At 38.8% G+C, this 16,181-nt stretch carries 14 protein-coding genes and 1 tRNA gene; 14 read left to right on the top strand and 1 reads right to left on the bottom strand.

Annotation, left to right across the window (positions count from 1 at the left end):
• A partial coding sequence (locus tag ABMA76_RS15510) for a hypothetical protein (protein WP_392858019.1) occupies window positions 1-86 on the top strand: 86 nt, incomplete at its 5' end.
• Between the two features lie 75 nt (window positions 87-161).
• On the opposite strand, the gene ABMA76_RS15505 is transcribed toward ABMA76_RS15510, so the two are convergent.
• Complete coding sequence (locus tag ABMA76_RS15505) at window positions 162-692, bottom strand: M35 family metallo-endopeptidase (protein WP_393062091.1); 531 nt, start codon at window positions 690-692, stop codon at window positions 162-164.
• A 152-nt stretch (window positions 693-844) separates the two neighbouring features.
• On the opposite strand from ABMA76_RS15505, the gene ABMA76_RS15500 reads away from it, so the two are divergent.
• The 13 genes from ABMA76_RS15500 to ABMA76_RS15440 all read left to right on the top strand — a co-directional run.
• Window positions 845-921 (top strand) — tRNA-Trp (locus tag ABMA76_RS15500).
• A 129-nt stretch (window positions 922-1,050) separates the two neighbouring features.
• On the top strand, window positions 1,051-1,437 hold the full coding sequence (gene secE, locus ABMA76_RS15495) for a preprotein translocase subunit SecE (RefSeq protein ID WP_392861557.1): 387 nt from the start codon (window positions 1,051-1,053) through the stop codon (window positions 1,435-1,437).
• Window positions 1,438-1,470: 33 nt separating this feature from the next.
• Window positions 1,471-2,085, top strand: a complete 615-nt coding sequence (gene nusG, locus ABMA76_RS15490) for a transcription termination/antitermination protein NusG (RefSeq protein WP_392909662.1) — start codon at window positions 1,471-1,473, stop codon at window positions 2,083-2,085.
• A gap of 37 nt (window positions 2,086-2,122) precedes the next feature.
• Window positions 2,123-2,548: a 50S ribosomal protein L11 gene (rplK, locus tag ABMA76_RS15485; RefSeq protein WP_021266533.1), complete on the top strand. Its 426-nt coding sequence runs from the start codon at window positions 2,123-2,125 to the stop codon at window positions 2,546-2,548.
• A gap of 11 nt (window positions 2,549-2,559) precedes the next feature.
• Complete coding sequence (rplA, locus tag ABMA76_RS15480; protein WP_392909664.1) at window positions 2,560-3,267, top strand: 50S ribosomal protein L1; 708 nt, start codon at window positions 2,560-2,562, stop codon at window positions 3,265-3,267.
• 95 nt (window positions 3,268-3,362) lie between these two features.
• Entirely contained in the window at window positions 3,363-3,893 is a 531-nt protein-coding gene (gene rplJ / locus ABMA76_RS15475) for a 50S ribosomal protein L10 (RefSeq protein ID WP_393062089.1), read from the top strand.
• A 50-nt stretch (window positions 3,894-3,943) separates the two neighbouring features.
• Window positions 3,944-4,312: a 50S ribosomal protein L7/L12 gene (gene rplL, locus ABMA76_RS15470; protein ID WP_392909666.1), complete on the top strand. Its 369-nt coding sequence runs from the start codon at window positions 3,944-3,946 to the stop codon at window positions 4,310-4,312.
• A 163-nt stretch (window positions 4,313-4,475) separates the two neighbouring features.
• Window positions 4,476-8,603, top strand: a complete 4,128-nt coding sequence (gene rpoB, locus ABMA76_RS15465) for a DNA-directed RNA polymerase subunit beta (protein ID WP_392909668.1) — start codon at window positions 4,476-4,478, stop codon at window positions 8,601-8,603.
• Between the two features lie 46 nt (window positions 8,604-8,649).
• The gene (gene rpoC, locus ABMA76_RS15460; RefSeq protein ID WP_392909669.1) at window positions 8,650-12,768 is read left to right on the top strand and encodes a DNA-directed RNA polymerase subunit beta'; all 4,119 of its coding nucleotides are present in this window, start codon (window positions 8,650-8,652) and stop codon (window positions 12,766-12,768) included.
• A gap of 108 nt (window positions 12,769-12,876) precedes the next feature.
• Complete coding sequence (rpsL, locus tag ABMA76_RS15455; protein ID WP_021266546.1) at window positions 12,877-13,251, top strand: 30S ribosomal protein S12; 375 nt, start codon at window positions 12,877-12,879, stop codon at window positions 13,249-13,251.
• Window positions 13,252-13,342: 91 nt separating this feature from the next.
• Window positions 13,343-13,813: a 30S ribosomal protein S7 gene (gene rpsG, locus ABMA76_RS15450; RefSeq protein ID WP_021266544.1), complete on the top strand. Its 471-nt coding sequence runs from the start codon at window positions 13,343-13,345 to the stop codon at window positions 13,811-13,813.
• Window positions 13,814-13,975: 162 nt separating this feature from the next.
• Window positions 13,976-16,051 carry an elongation factor G gene (fusA, locus tag ABMA76_RS15445; protein ID WP_392909670.1) on the top strand — a complete coding sequence of 692 codons (2,076 nt, stop codon included), beginning with the start codon at window positions 13,976-13,978 and terminating at the stop codon, window positions 16,049-16,051.
• A 53-nt stretch (window positions 16,052-16,104) separates the two neighbouring features.
• Window positions 16,105-16,181 (top strand): hypothetical protein (locus ABMA76_RS15440; RefSeq protein ID WP_392861555.1); only part of this gene is annotated, 77 nt, incomplete at its 3' end.

Here is a 16,181-nt window from a genome sequence, read left to right as displayed (position 1 = left end):
TCGCGATGGAAAAAGGTCTTAAGTTCGCAATCCGTGAGGGTGGTAGAACAATTGGTGCTGGTACAGTATCTGAAATTCTTGACTAATATTTTAAATATTCAAGATATAAGGAAGGGGAGCTTTTGCTCCCCTTTTTTTATGCCTAAATTTAAGTTCTCTTTTTAACAATCGATTTCTGGGATACATGTCCCATTTTGTTGCCAATAACGGTATGTATCGGCGATGTCTGACCAAGGTGTACCATTTGTATCCTTAGGCTTGCGAGTCCAAAAGTAGTCAGCATCACCAGTTCCACATTTGTGAGTTAACTCGTGGAGGACGATTCCTTGACGGCCTTCAATGTCGTAGTCCCAGTAGCTTGGTGTAATATATACAGTTTTACCAATAACAGCATATGTGTAAGCTATTGCGCCACCATATGGTTCAACACATTTATGTTTAGTCCAATATGTTCTTGCAAGAGAGCACTTCATGACCACGATGGCCTTGTTGATTTTCTTTTCAACATTCATATCCATGTACGGGTTTTGTTTCTTGTACTGTCTGAGGTCTTTAATGATACCTTTCATGTCTGCACGTGATTTTTTAGTATCTTTGATCAGCATATCTTTTTGATCCTCAGAACACGTTTTAGAAACGAAAATTGCTGCGTTAATATTAAGCGTAAGCATCAATAGTACTAAATACTTCATATTGTTTTCTCTCCAATAAAATTAAATGTCGCTGTTGCGATTCGCTACACTACCCTTAGTTTGGACTCGGTTCAATATAATGGAAATATTTATAGTAATAAGAGATTGACGAGGAAGGCCTTTTTGGGTAATTTAGGTTTCCATAGTCGAACGGGTGTATAGCTCCAATTGGTAGAGCGGCTGATTCCAAATCAGTAGGTTTAAGGTTCGAATCCTTATGCGCCCGCCACTTTCCCAAATATTATTTATTTTGACTGCAAATTTGTCCTATTTTTGCGTTAGCTCTTGCCAAACCATGTTAATTAAGGGATATAATCTGTTACTTATACGTTTAATTTAGGTAAAAAAAGGATTTGAGATGTCCCTCATTAAGAGTGAAGACAGCAAGAAGTGGATTAACGCTTTTGTTGCTGCCGTAAGTGCAATTTGTGGTTTTATTACTATTAGATTCCTCGAACAATTAAGTGAGTGGTTTGATCTTGAAGCAAAGGTTCCAAACTTCCCTATCACAGTACAAGTAGTTGGAATTGTTGTCGGTCTAATTGTTTTCTTAGTGATTGCTAAGAACAAAAATGCATCAACTTTACTTGAGGATGTTTACGCTGAACTTGTAAAAGTTGTATGGCCTAACAAAGATGACGTTTTAAAAACGACAATTGGTTTAGTGATCGCACTAAGCATTGTTAGTGGAATTTTCGTTTTAGTAGATTATTCGTTCAGACAATTACTAAGCATAATTCTTTAATTTATACCTTTAAATAATTTAAGTGAGATAGAAATGGTTGATAACAACGAAACAGAAAAAGAACTAACTAATGAAGAAATGGCCGTAGAATCATCAGAAGGTGAAGCTACTGTTAACCCTAACTTTCGTTGGTACATTGCAAAGACTTTAACAGGTCAAGAAAACAAGGTTCAAAAAACTCTTCGTGAAAGAATTGTTAACTACAAACTGACTGATTCATTTGGTGAAATCGTAGTACCAGAAGAAAAAGTAACTTCTCACGCAGGTGGAAGAAAAAGAACTATTACTAAGAAGCTTTTCCCAGGTTATGTACTAATTCATATGCTTATGAATGAGAACACTTGGCACTTAGTAAAAGATACTGACAAAATTACAGGATTTGTTGGCGGAACAGTTGACAAACCAGCCCCTTTATCAGATGAAGAGGCAGCATATATGACAGGACAATCAACTGGTGGTTTCAAGAAGACACGTACTACTGTGGACTTCTCTGAAGGTGAAGAGGTTAAGGTTATTGAAGGACCTTTTGCTTCATTCGTCGGTACAATTGAATCTGTAAATGAAAATGGAAAACTGAAAGTAAACGTTTCTATATTTGGTCGACCAACACCAGTAGAATTAGATGCTTCTCAGGTAGAAAAAAATTAATAACCGTTGGTAGAACTAAAGTTCGCAGGAGAAATTTATGGCTAAGAAAATCACAGGTTTCATTAAGCTACAAATTCCAGGTGGGAAAGCAAACCCATCACCACCAGTTGGGCCAGCACTAGGTCAAAAAGGTGTAAATATCATGGAATTTTGTAAAGCTTTCAATGCAAAGACACAAAAAGACGCAGGTGTAATGCTTCCAACAATCATTACAGTATACTCTGACCGTTCTTTTACATTTGTAACTAAGACACCTCCAGCTTCATACCTTCTTAAAGATAAGCTTAAGCTTAAGAGAGGGGCACAGAAGCCAGGAACAGAAGTTGTAACAACAGTATCTAAGAAAATCATTGAAGAAATTGTTGAAGCGAAAAGACCAGACTTAACAGCAGCTACTCAAGAAGCAGCGGAAAGAATCATCGAAGGTTCATGTCGTTCAGCTGGTATCAAACTAGATTACTAAGAGGTGTTACAATGGCTAAGAAATCAAAAAAATATACAGAAGCACTTGCAAAAGTAGATACAACTAAGAATTACACAATTGATGAAGCGATCAACCTTGCTAAAGAAGTAAAGTTCGCTACATTTGATGAAACTGTAGATCTAGCATTTAGACTTGGTGTTGATCCAAGACATGCTGACCAGATGATCAGAGGTGCATTAGCACTTCCAGCTGGTACAGGTAAATCAGTAAAAGTTTGTGTTATTACATCTGGTGACAACGTAGCTAAAGCTGAAGCAGCTGGTGCAGATTACGTTGGTGGTGACGATATCGTTGCTAAGATCGCAGGTGGATGGCTTGACTTTGACAGAGTTATCGCATCTCCAGATATGATGGGTAAACTTGGTCGTGTTGCAAGAATCCTAGGGCCTAGAGGTCTAATGCCTAACCCAAAATTAGGAACAGTTACTCCTAATGTTGAAAACGCAGTTAAAGAGCAAAAAGCTGGTAAGGTTGAATACAGAACTGAAAAGAATGGTATTATCCACGTTCCTGTTGGTAAGTCATCTTTCTCAAATGAAGATTTAAGAAAGAATATTGATACTATGATCTCAGCAATCATTAAAGCTAAGCCTGTTTCTGCAAAAGGTACTTACCTTAAGTCACTTACTTTAAGTACGACTATGGGGCCAGGTCTTAAAATTGATACTTTAGAAGCTGCATCAATCGCAGCAAAATAATAAGGGGTTGATGATTGTCGGTGTAGCTGCTGTAAGAGTTTGAAGCTACATAAAGCCTGCATGAAATCTCCCTCCAATAGTTTAGGAGGTAAACGATGTTAACTAGAGCAGAGAAAGACGTTATCATCGATGGTCTTAAAAAGAAGATCACTGATGCCAACGCTATCTTTCTAACAAACGTTATTGGACTACCATCTAATGACGCCACAGCTCTAAGAAAGTCTATCCGCGAAGCGGGTGGATCACTAGTTGTTACTCGTAACACACTTTTTTCTAAGGCAGCGGCCGGAACAGATGCAGAAGAATTACTTTCTGGTCTTAAAGGTACGCAAGCTGTTGCTTTCGCATTTGACGAAGCACCAGCCGTTGCTAAGGCACTAAAAGAATGTGGAAAAGCGTTTGAACTAGTAGAACTTAGAGGTGGTTTACTTGATGGTAAAGCACTAACAGCAGCAGAAGTAAAAGCAATTGCAGACCTACCATCTCGTGATGAGATGCTTGGTACTCTTCTTGCAACATTTAATGCACCGATCTCGGCATTTGCTAGAGTTCTTAATGCAATTAAAGAGCAAAAAGAAGCAGGCGTTGAAGCTGCGCCAGTTGCAGCTGAAGAATCTGCAGAATAGTAATTAACAAAGTTAGAGTTAAAGTTATTTTAAATTTTTAGGAGTTATATATGTCTATTACAAATGATCAATTAATTGAAAAAATCTCAAACATGACTGTTCTTGAAGTAGCTGAGCTAGTTAAAGAACTTGAAGAAAAATTTGGTGTATCAGCTGCTCCTGTAGCTGTTGCTGGTGGAGCTGCTGCTGGTGGTGCTGCTGAAGAAAAAACTGAATTTGACGTTGTTCTTGCTGACGCAGGTGCTAAGAAAATCAACGTTATTAAAGAGGTTAGAGGAATCACTGGTCTAGGTCTTAAGGAAGCAAAAGAAATGGTTGAAGGTGCTCCAAAGACTGTTAAAGAAGCAGTTTCTAAAGACGAAGCAGAAGAAATCAAGAAAAAACTTGAAGCTGCTGGTGCAAAGGTTGAGCTTAAGTAGTTTAAGCCCCTTGCTCATCGCATAAAAAATTAAAAAATACAGGTGTGGAGATTTAGCGATCTTCACACCTTTTTTGCGTTTGTAAAAACCGAAAAAAAAAGTTATTAAGTAACTAAAAAAATATACGTGCACGTTAAAACAATTAAAACCCGGGAGAACCATAATGACTGAGGTTTTTAGACCAAACGAGTGGTTTCGTAAGAACTTTGCCTCAACACCATCTGTGTTAGAGACACCTCCACTCATGCTTCTACAAAAGAAGTCCTATGATGATTTCCTTCAAAAGGACGTACCTCCTTCTCAAAGAGAAGAAATGGGATTACAGGCTGTTTTCAATTCTGTATTTCCAATCCACGACTTTAACAAAACTGTATCGTTAGAGTTTGTAAGCTACTCACTAGAACAACCTAAGTACACTGTAAAAGAGTGTCGTCAAAGAGGCCTATCATATGAAGCGCCACTTAAGGTAGTTGTTCGTCTAGTATTCTATGATGTAGCTGTCGACAAAGATGGTAATGAACAAAGAACTGTTTCTTCAATCAAAGAACAGGAAGTTTACTTAGGAAACATTCCTCTGATGGCAGAGACTGGTTCTTTTGTATATAACGGAACTGAGAGAGTTATTGTTTCTCAGCTTCACAGATCTCCTGGTATCGTATTCGAACACGATGGTGGAAAGAAGCACTCAAGTGGTAAGCTTCTTTATTCTGCAAGAATTATTCCTCACAGAGGTTCTTGGCTAGATTTCGAATTCGATCACAAGAATATTCTATTTGCAAGAATTGATAGAAAGAGAAAATTACACGCAACAGTTGTTCTTAAAGCTCTAGGTTACAGTACAGAAGAAATTCTTGATATGTTCTACCATATTGAAACAATCAAGTTTTCTAAAGATGGTGAGTTCGTTAGATCTCTTGATCTATCTTTAATGACTGGAACTCGTGCTACTAATGACGTACTTGATCCAAAGACAGGTAAGGCTATCGTTAGAAAAGGGAAGAAATTCTCTAAAGCTTCAATTAAGAGATTAACTGAAGCAGGTGTAACTGAAATCCCAGCTCAACTTGAAGAAGTTGTTGGTAAAGTTGCTGCTAAAGATATCTTTAATGAGTCAACTGGTGAAGTAATCTGTTTGGCCAACGAAGCACTTTCTGAAGCTAAGATTCAAGAACTTGTTGCTGCTGGTGTAACTGAAGTTGAGTGTCTATACATTGACATGATTAACTTTGGTGACCAAATTAGAAATACTCTTCTACTAGATAAGACTGATACTAAAGAAGATGCACTTCTTAAAATCTTCGAAAGATTAAGACCTGGTGAGCCACCAGCAGTTGAAGCTGCTGAAGTTCTTTTCCAAGGACTTTTCTTTGACGAAGAAAGATATGACCTATCTCGTGTTGGTCGTATGAAAATCAATTATAAGTTTAAGACAGATGTTCCAGTTGAGAACACTGTACTTACTAAAGAAGATATCAATACAACTATCCAATACCTTGTAGAACTTAACAACGGTAAGGGTCGTGTTGATGATATCGACCACTTAGGTAACAGACGTGTTAGACCTGTAGGTGAACTACTTGAAAACCAATTTAGAGTTGGTCTAGTACGTATGGAAAGAGCGGTTAAAGAAAGAATGGCAATTCAAGAAATTGATACAATGATGCCATATGATCTTGTTAACCAAAAACCAGTTGCTGCTGCCGTTAAGGAATTCTTTGGTTCATCACAACTTTCACAGTTTATGGATCAAACGAACCCTCTTTCAGAAGTTACTCACAAGCGTCGTCTTTCCGCTCTTGGGCCAGGAGGTCTAACGAGAGAAAGAGCATCATTCGAAGTTCGTGACGTTCACGTTACTCACTACGGAAGAATGTGTCCGGTTGAGACTCCTGAAGGACCAAACATTGGTCTAATTACATCTCTTGCAACATTTGCAAAAGTTTCTGAATACGGTTTCATTGAAACTCCATACCTAACTATTGGTGAAGACCAGAAAATTGGTGATGTTGAGTATTTCACTGCCTTCCAAGAAGAAGGTAAAGTAATCGCTCAGATCGATGCAAATAATATCAAAGATGGACAACTTGTAGGTGAGCAAGTAGCTGCTCGTGCTTCTGGTGAATTCACACTTGTTGACGCTTCAGAAGTAAACCTAATGGACGTTTCTCCAACTCAGATGATTTCAGTTGCAACATCTCTTATTCCATTCCTTGAGCACGATGATGCCAACCGTGCCCTAATGGGATCGAACATGATGAGACAGGCCGTGCCTGTTGTTAAAACTGAAGCTCCAATTGTTGGTACAGGTACAGAAAGAATCGTTGCTAGAGACTCTGGTGCGGTACTTGTAGCTAACGACAATGGACGCGTAATCTTTGTTGATTCAAACAGAATTGTTATCCAAAGAGATAATTTTAAAGATGGTGAATCTGGTGTTGATATTTACAAGCTAGTTAAATATCAAAGAACTAACCAGAACACTTGTAATAACCAAAAAGCTCTTGTTACTGAAGGTGACATTGTTAAGAAAGGTGACGTACTTGCTGACGGACCAGGTACTGACAATGGTGACTTAGCTCTTGGGCAAAACCCACTTGTAGCATTCATGCCATGGGGTGGTTATAACTACGAAGACTCGATCCTGATTTCTGAAGACCTTCTTGCAAAAGACGTGTTTACTTCTGTTCACATCGAAGCATTCGAAGTTGAAGCTCGTGATACTAAACTTGGTAAAGAAGAAATCACTCGCGATATTCCAAACGTTTCAGAAGAGTCTCTAAAAGACCTTGATGAGGCAGGTATCGTTAGAGTTGGTGCTATCATTAAACCAGGTGATATCCTTGTTGGTAAGATTACACCTAAAGGTGAAACTCAACTTTCTCCAGAAGAAAAGCTTCTTAAGGCAATCTTCGGTGATAAAGCTGGTGACGTTAAAGATACTTCACTAAGAGTTCCTTCATCTGTTTACGGTACAGTAATTGATGCAAGAGTTTACACTCGTGAAGGTGTTGAGCTATGTGCAAGATCTAAGGACATTATCGAGCAAGAAACAACTCTTCTTAGAAGAGATGAAAGAATCGAAATTAAAGCAATCCAAACTTCAGCAATTCTTAAGATTGCAGATATGCTTAAAGGTGCAAAAGTTACTGATGTACTTGTTTCTGAAGATGGTTCAGCAGAACTACTTTCTAAAGGAACTGAGATTACAGGTGAAATTCTTGCATCAATTCCATTTGAGCTAATTGGTTACTTACCACTACAAGCTGAACTTGAAGAAAAACTATCTGAATACTTTGCTGACGTTAGAAACAAGATCAACAGAGTTAGAGCTAAGACAACTGATGAGATTGCAAAACTTCATAGAGGTGATGAACTTCCTCCAGGTGTAATCAAAAAGATTACTGTATACGTAGCGATTAAGCGTAAGCTTCAGCCAGGTGATAAAATGGCCGGTCGTCACGGTAACAAAGGGGTTATCTCGAACGTAGTTCCACGTGAAGATATGCCTTACCTAGCGGATGGTACACCTGTTGAAATCGTACTTAACCCACTAGGGGTACCTTCTCGTATGAACATCGGACAGCTTCTTGAGCTTCACCTTGGATGGGCCGGACGTGGTCTTGGTGAGAAAATCAAGGTTATGCTTGAAGAACAAATGAAAGTTCACGAGATTAAGGATTTCATTTACAAAATCTATAAAACACCAGAAGTAGAAGCTTGGTTAAAGTCGGCAGCAGATGATGTTGTTATGGCCCTTGCTAAGAAGCTAACAAGCGGTGTTCGTTTCTCTACAAAAGTATTTGATGGTGCTTCAGAGGCAGATATCAGAGAAATGCTTGAGCTAGCAGATCTTGAGTCAAATGGTAAGACAACTCTATTTGATGGTAAGACTGGTGATGCTTTTGCTGAGGACGTTACTGTTGGTGTTATGTACATGCTTAAACTACACCACCTTGTAGACGAAAAACTTCACGCACGTTCTACAGGTCCTTACTCACTTGTAACTCAGCAGCCACTTGGTGGTAAGGCTCAGTTCGGTGGTCAGAGACTTGGGGAAATGGAAGTTTGGGCACTTGAAGCATACGGTGCAGCTTATACTCTTCAAGAGTTCTTAACTGTTAAGTCAGATGACGTTATCGGTAGAACTAGAATGTATGAGTCAATCGTTAAAGGTGAGCAAGTACTAGAACCAGGTCTTCCAGAATCGTTCAACGTTCTAATCAGAGAGCTTCAAGCACTTTGTCTAGACGTTAAACTTGAAGAAGACAGAATTGAAGAATCTATTCGTTAATTTATGGCAGGCTTAGTCCTGCCGTATATTAAGAGGGCATAAAAAAATGAAAGACCTTTTAAACTTTTTTGATAAGCCAAAAGATCCAGTAAGCGTTGAAGGTGTATCTATCAAGCTTGCTTCTCCTGACACAATCAGAGAGTGGTCATTTGGTGAAGTAAAAAAACCAGAAACTATTAACTATAGAACTTATAAACCAGAAAGAGACGGTTTATTCTGTGCAAAGATTTTCGGACCAGTAAAAGATTACGAATGTATCTGTGGTAAGTATAAGAGAATGAAGCACAGAGGTGTTGTATGTGAGAAGTGTGGTGTTGAAGTTACACTTTCTAAAGTACGTCGTGAGAGATGTGGACATATCGAATTAGCAACTCCAGTTGCTCACATTTGGTTTCTACGTTCACTTCCATCAAGAATGGCAGCTCTTCTTAACCTATCTCTTAAAGAACTTGAGAAAGTTCTTTATTATGAAGCTTATATCGTAACTGCTTCAGCAACTGATGGTGTTGAAGGTGGTCTTGATGTAGGTCGTGTTATCTCTGAACAACAATACTGGGAACTAAAAGACCAAGGTATTGATTTTGAAGCTGGTATGGGTGGAGAAATCGTTCAAGAGCTACTTTCTAAACTTGATATCGATCTCGAAAATAAAAACTTAAGACGTGGTCTTGCTAACGCAACTACTGAAATGGCAAGAACGAAGTTTGTTAAGAGACTAAGAGTTGTTGAATCTCTTATGAAATCTGAAAACAAGCCTGAATGGTTTATGATGGATGTTATTCCTATTCTTCCACCAGACTTAAGACCTCTTGTTCCACTAGAAGCAGGACGTTTTGCAACTTCAGATCTTAACGATCTATATAGACGTGTTATCAACAGAAACAACCGTCTTAGAAGACTTAAAGAACTTAATGCTCCTGAAATCATCATCAGAAACGAAAAGCGAATGCTTCAAGAAGCAGTAGATGCTCTATTCGATAATGGTCGTCGTGGTAAGGTATTTACTGGTGCTAATAAGCGTCCACTTAGATCACTTTCAGATATGCTTAAAGGAAAGCAAGGACGTTTCCGTCAAAACCTTCTTGGTAAGCGTGTTGACTACTCAGGACGTTCTGTAATTGTTGTTGGTCCAAGTTTAAGACTTCACCAGTGTGGTCTTCCAAAACTTATGGCACTTGAGCTTTTCAAGCCATTTATCTACAACAAACTAATTGAAAAAGGACACTGTACTACTATTAAAGTTGCTAAACGTATGGTTGAGCAACAAAAAGAAGAAGTATGGAATATCCTTGAAGAAGTTGTACAAGAACACCCAGTACTTCTTAACCGTGCACCAACTCTTCACAGACTTGGTATCCAAGGTTTCGAACCTGTACTTATCGAAGGTAAGGCAATCCGTCTTCACCCTCTAGTTTGTACAGCATTCAACGCCGACTTCGATGGTGACCAGATGGCCGTTCACGTGCCTCTATCACTAGAAGCTCAAATTGAGTGTCGTGTTCTTGCAATGTCGACAAATAACATTCTTTCTCCAAAAGATGGTTCTCCAATTATTACTCCATCTCAGGATATCGTACTTGGTCTTTACTACATGACTCGTGTTAGACCATACGCTCGTGGATACGGGAAAACTTTCTCTTCTAAAGAAGAAGCTCAGTTTGCTTACCATTCAGGTAACCTACACCTACAAGCACCAATTAAGGTACGTATTGGTGGAGAAGTTTACGAAACAACTGTTGGACGTACATTCGTATTTGATATCGTTCCAACTTGTCTAAACTTTGAAGACGTAAACATCATTCTTGGTAAGAAAGAACTAGTTAAGCTTCTTGACCTTGCTTACAGAAGAGGATCTGAAAAAGATACTGTTCTTCTTGCTGACGGTCTTATGCAACTTGGTTATAGCAATGCTACAAAAGCTGGTATTTCTATTAACGTTGTTGATATGGAAATCCCTGCTGAAAAAGAAGGAATCCTTAAAGAAGCTCATGACGAAGTTCATGGGATTACTGAAGAGTATAACGAAGGTTCAATCACTAATGGTGAGAGATATAACAAGGTTGTTGATGTTTGGTCACAAACAACTGAAAAACTTGTTAAGGTTATGCTTGAGAAAATTTCAACTGATGAATTTACTTCAGATAAAGAAGGTGAAGAGCCAATTTACGCTCCTTCATTCAACGCTCTTTACATGATGGCAAACTCAGGTGCAAGGGGTTCTGCTCAGCAGATGAGACAGCTTGCTGCCATGAGGGGTCTAATGGCCAAACCATCTGGTGAGATTATTGAAACGCCAATTACATCTAACTTCCGTGAAGGTCTATCGGCACTTCAGTACTTTACGTCTACACACGGTGCACGTAAAGGTCTAGCCGATACTGCCCTGAAGACAGCTAACTCTGGTTACCTAACGAGACGTCTTGTTGACGTTGCTCAAGATGGTATTATCAGAAACGAAGACTGTGGAACTACTGATGGGATTACTCTAACTTCTCGTATTGAATCAGGTGAAGTTGTTGAGCACGTTGCTTCTAGAGCAATGGGCCGTGTAACAGCTGCTCCAGTTATCTCAGCAGAAGGTAATGAAGTTCTTCCAACAGGTCACTTACTAACTGAAAAAGACCTTGTGTTACTAGAAGAGAAAGAAGTTGACCAAATTAAGGTTAGATCTGTTCTTACTTGTAACGAAAGACATGGTTTCTGTGCGGCCTGTTTCGGACGTGACCTTGCTCGTGGAACAATGGTATCTGTTGGTGAAGCGGTTGGTGTTATCGCTGCTCAGTCAATTGGTGAACCTGGTACACAGCTTACAATGCGTACATTCCACGTTGGTGGTACAGCAACAGCTGGTGCACAAGTAAATAAAACAACTGTTCGTACTTCTGGTAAAGTTGTATATAACAATGTTGTAACTGTTGAAACTCCAACTGGTCTTCTTGTTATGAACAAGACTGGTGAGCTTATCATTAAAGATGCTCGTGGCGTTGAAAAAGAAAAATATCCAGCAATCTACGGTTCAAAACTTCACTTCACAGAAGGTAGCGAAGTAAACGTAGGGGATACTCTGATTGAATGGGACCCGTTTGCGATTCCACTTCTTACAGAAGTTGCTGGTACAGTTAAGTTTGAAGACCTAGTAGTTGGTGCAACTCTTGCTGAGCAAACTGACACGGTAACTGGTCTTACTCAAAGAACTGTAACAGAAACTAAAGATCCTTCACTTCAACCAAGAATGACAATTCTTGATGCTGATGGAAATCCTATTGTTGTTCCTGGAACAAACCGTCAAGCTTCATACAGACTTCAAGTTGGTGCAACACTAACTGTTACTGAAGGTGATGAAGTTGTAATTGGTAGCGTACTATCTAAAGTTTCTCGTGAAACGACGAAAACAAAAGATATTACAGGGGGTCTTCCAAGAGTTGCCGAGCTTTTCGAAGCAAGAAAGCCAGCTCAAGCATCTCAGATTGCTGATGTAACTGGTACAATTGAATTTGGTGCTGAAGTTAGAGGATCTAGAAGAATTCTAATTAGACCTGAAGATGGATCTGATCCAGTAGTTTACACGATTCCTAAGGGACGTTATGTGACTGTAAACGAAGGTGACTATATCCGTTCAGGTGAAGCTATTATGGATGGGCCAGCGAACCCACACGATATCCTAAGAGTACTTGGTATTAAAGAACTTGCAGGTTACATCGTTGATGAGATTCAAGCTGTTTACCGTCTACAAGGTGTAGATATCGATGATAAGCACATTGAGGTAATTGTATCTCAAATGCTAAAGAAGGTTGAAGTAACTGATCCAGGTGACTCGACATTTGTTGTTGGTGATTCTGTAACTAAAGCAGAACTACTTACTACTAATGAACAACTAGTTGCTGATGGATATGAGCCAGCTCAAGCAAGACCAGTTCTACTTGGTATTACTAAAGCAGCTCTTTCAACTGATTCTTTCTTATCAGCTGCATCTTTCCAAGAGACAACTAAAATCTTAACTCAGGCATCGCTTGAAGGTAAAAAAGATTTATTACGTGGTCTTAAGGAAAACGTACTTATGGGTCGTCTGATTCCAGCTGGTTCAGGTATCTCTAAGTATCGTGATTACGAAGCATTTGTAGAAGAAGATGATTCTCAGGAAGAAACTTCTACACTTATGCTATAAAAACTTGCTTAATTGAGGGGTGGTGTGTTACACCATCCCTCTATAGTTTATTATGGGCTTAAAAGCCTATTTTTATTGTGGAAATATTGTTGTAGTTAAGGAGCGGAAATGCCTACGATTAACCAATTAATTAGAAAAGGTAGAACTGATAAAGTTGAAAAAACTAAGTCACCTGCCTTAAAAGCGTGTCCTCAAAGACGCGGTGTATGTACAAGAGTATATACAACTACTCCTAAGAAACCAAACTCAGCGATGAGAAAGGTTTGTAGAGTAAAATTAACAAGTGGATTTGAAGTTACTTCATACATTGGTGGTGAAGGACACAATCTACAAGAACACTCGATCGTTATGATTCGTGGTGGTAGAGTAAAAGACCTTCCAGGGGTTCGTTATCACACTATTAGAGGTACACTAGATTGCCAAGGTGTTGATAAAAGAGGACAGAGAAGATCTAAGTACGGTTGTAAGAGACCAAAGAAATAACTTTTAGTTAACTAATTGTGACACCGATTGCGTCATGGCATGAGGTGAGTAATCGATCAGTTTTAACTGTTTCCGGTGAAGGAGAAAAAATATGAGTAGAAAACATAGAGCACAGACGAGAGAAGTACTTCCAGATCCGATCTTTCAAGACGTTGTTGTTGCTAAGTGTGTAAACGCACTTATGAAAGACGGAAAGAAATCTGTTGCTGAAAAAATCTTTTATGGTGCACTTCAAAGAGTTGAATCAAAAACTGGTGAAGAGCCTTTAAAGGTATTCAAGAAAGCCCTTTCTAACATTAAGCCAGCGGTTGAGGTTAAGTCTCGTCGTATTGGTGGAGCAACTTACCAAATTCCAGTTGAAGTTAGAAATAACAGAAGACAATCACTAGCTCTAAGATGGTTGAGAGACTATGCTAGAAATCGTGGTGGTAGAACTATGGTTGAGAAACTATCTGATGAAATCATCGATGCTTCTCAAGGTAGAGGTGGCGCTGTTAAGAAGCGTGAAGACACTTACAAAATGGCAGAAGCAAACAAAGCTTTTGCTCACCTTAAGTGGTAGTTCGAAAATAAGCAATAAAGTCCATAATAAACTAATAGAAGGCTCCCTGTGGGAGCCTTTCTTTTTATAAAGCCTTTTGTTCATTGAGGTTTTATTCCTATCTAAAATTCCATATTTATGTTAATTATATGTCTGCAAAAATTAAATTTTTAAGGACTTTGTATGAGTTTAGAAAATATTCGTAATATCGGAATTATGGCGCATATTGATGCGGGTAAAACGACGACAACTGAACGTATTCTCTACTACACGGGGAAAAGCCATAGGATTGGTGAGGTTCACGATGGTGCTGCAACTATGGACTGGATGGTTCAAGAGCAAGAGCGTGGGATTACAATTACTTCAGCTGCGACAACTTGTATTTGGAATAAAACGAATATTAATATTATTGATACTCCAGGTCACGTTGACTTCACAATTGAGGTTGAGAGAGCTTTAAGGGTTTTAGATGGTGCAGTTGGTGTATTTGATGCTGTGGCCGGTGTAGAGCCTCAATCTGAGACTGTATGGGGGCAAGCAGATAAGTACAAAGTACCAAGAATTGCATTTGTTAACAAAATGGATAGAGTTGGGGCAAATTTTCAAATGTGCCTTGATGAAATAAGAGAGAAGTTGGGTAAGACGGCAGCAGCAATTCAGCTTCCAATTGGTGCTGAAGATGTGTTTAAGGGTATGGTTGATGTCGTAAGAATGAAGGCCCTTCTTTTTAAGGATGAGGATCTTGGTTCAACTGTAGTTGTTGAAGATATTCCTGAAGAACTTCAGGATGAAGCTCAGATGGCAAGAGAAGAGCTAATTGAGACTTTGGCAGATTATGATGATCAGTTAGCTGAAGACTACTTGTCTGGTGAAGAGATTACTAATGAGAGACTTATTGCTGCTATTAGAGATGCAGTTATTAATCATGAGTTTGTAGCAGTTCTTTGTGGATCGGCATTTAAAAATAAAGGTGTTCAGCCATTACTAGATGCAGTTTGTGACTACCTTCCTTCACCTGTTGATCGTGGTGAAGTGAGAGGTGTTAATGGCAAAAATCATGATAAAGAAGAGGTTAGAAAGCCTGATACTGAGGATGCATTTTCAGGTATTGCTTTCAAAATTGCTACTGATCCATTCGTGGGCTCATTGACATTTTTTAGAATTTATTCTGGAACAATTAAATCTGGAGCTCAGGTTTATAATCCTCATAAAGGTAAGCGTGAAAGAGTTAACAAGATTCTACAAATGCACGCAGACAAGAGAACAGAATTACAAGAAGCAAAGGCCGGGGATATTATTGCAATTTCTGGTTTAAAGGAAACAGTTACAGGTGAAACCCTATGTGCTGAAAATCGTACAATTATTTTTGATTTAATGGATTTTCCTGAGTCTGTTATTTCTGTTGCAATTGAGCCAAAAACAACAAATGATGAAAAGAAACTAATGAATTCTTTAAATCAGCTTAAATTAGAAGATCCATCTTTTTCATACCAACATAACAAAGAAACTGGGCAACTATTAATCTTTGGTATGGGTGAACTTCACCTAGAAATTATTTGCGATCGTCTTGAGCGTGAGTTTAAAGTTGGTATTCGCGTAGGTGATCCACAGGTATCATACCGTGAAAGTATCACTAGTACTGCTAAAGAATCAGATACATTCCACCGCGAACAAGCTGGCAAGATGGTATTTGGTAATGCTGTTATTGAAGTTGAGCAAGCAGACTCTCAAGCTGGTGTTTTATTTGAGACTGATTTAACTAAAAGAGATTTACCACAAGAATTTATTGATGCGATTGAAAAGAGTATTAAAGATACTTCAATGGGTGGTGCCCTGGCTGGCTACCCATTTATAAATATTAAGGCTAAGTTAGTGGCCGCAGAGTTTAATGAAGATGAAGGTTCAGAAGTTGCTTATGCAATTGCTGCCTCTAATGCTTTTAGAGCTGCATGCCGAAAAGCAGGCTTATCTTTATTAGAGCCAAAAATGAGTCTGGAAATTGTAACGCCTTCTGATTACACGGGTGATATTATTTCAGACATTAATATGAAACGTGGAAAGATCCATTCAATGGGTGTTAAGCAAGATAAAGAAGTTATCGATGCTGAAGTTCCACTATCGGAAATGTTCGGATACTCAACAGATATACGTTCAAAATCGCAAGGCCGCGCAAGCTTTACGATGAATTTTGACCGTTATGAAGAGATTCCAATGAATATGGCCAAAGAAATACTTGAAAAACGAGGAATATACATCTAAAACGTTTTAGATTTTTTTTAACTACTAAACTAAGTAATAAACAGGAGTAAAAAATGGCAAAAGAATCTTTTGACAGAAGTAAGCCCCACGTAAACATTGGTACGATCGGGCACGTTGACCACGGTAAGAC

Origin of the sequence: Halobacteriovorax sp. ZH5_bin.2, assembly GCF_043196375.1 — a bacterium.
Lineage (GTDB): Bacteria > Bdellovibrionota > Bacteriovoracia > Bacteriovoracales > Bacteriovoracaceae > Halobacteriovorax_A.
The sequence above is the reverse complement of the archived record's forward strand: the minus strand, read 5'-3'. Positions and strand labels throughout refer to the sequence as shown.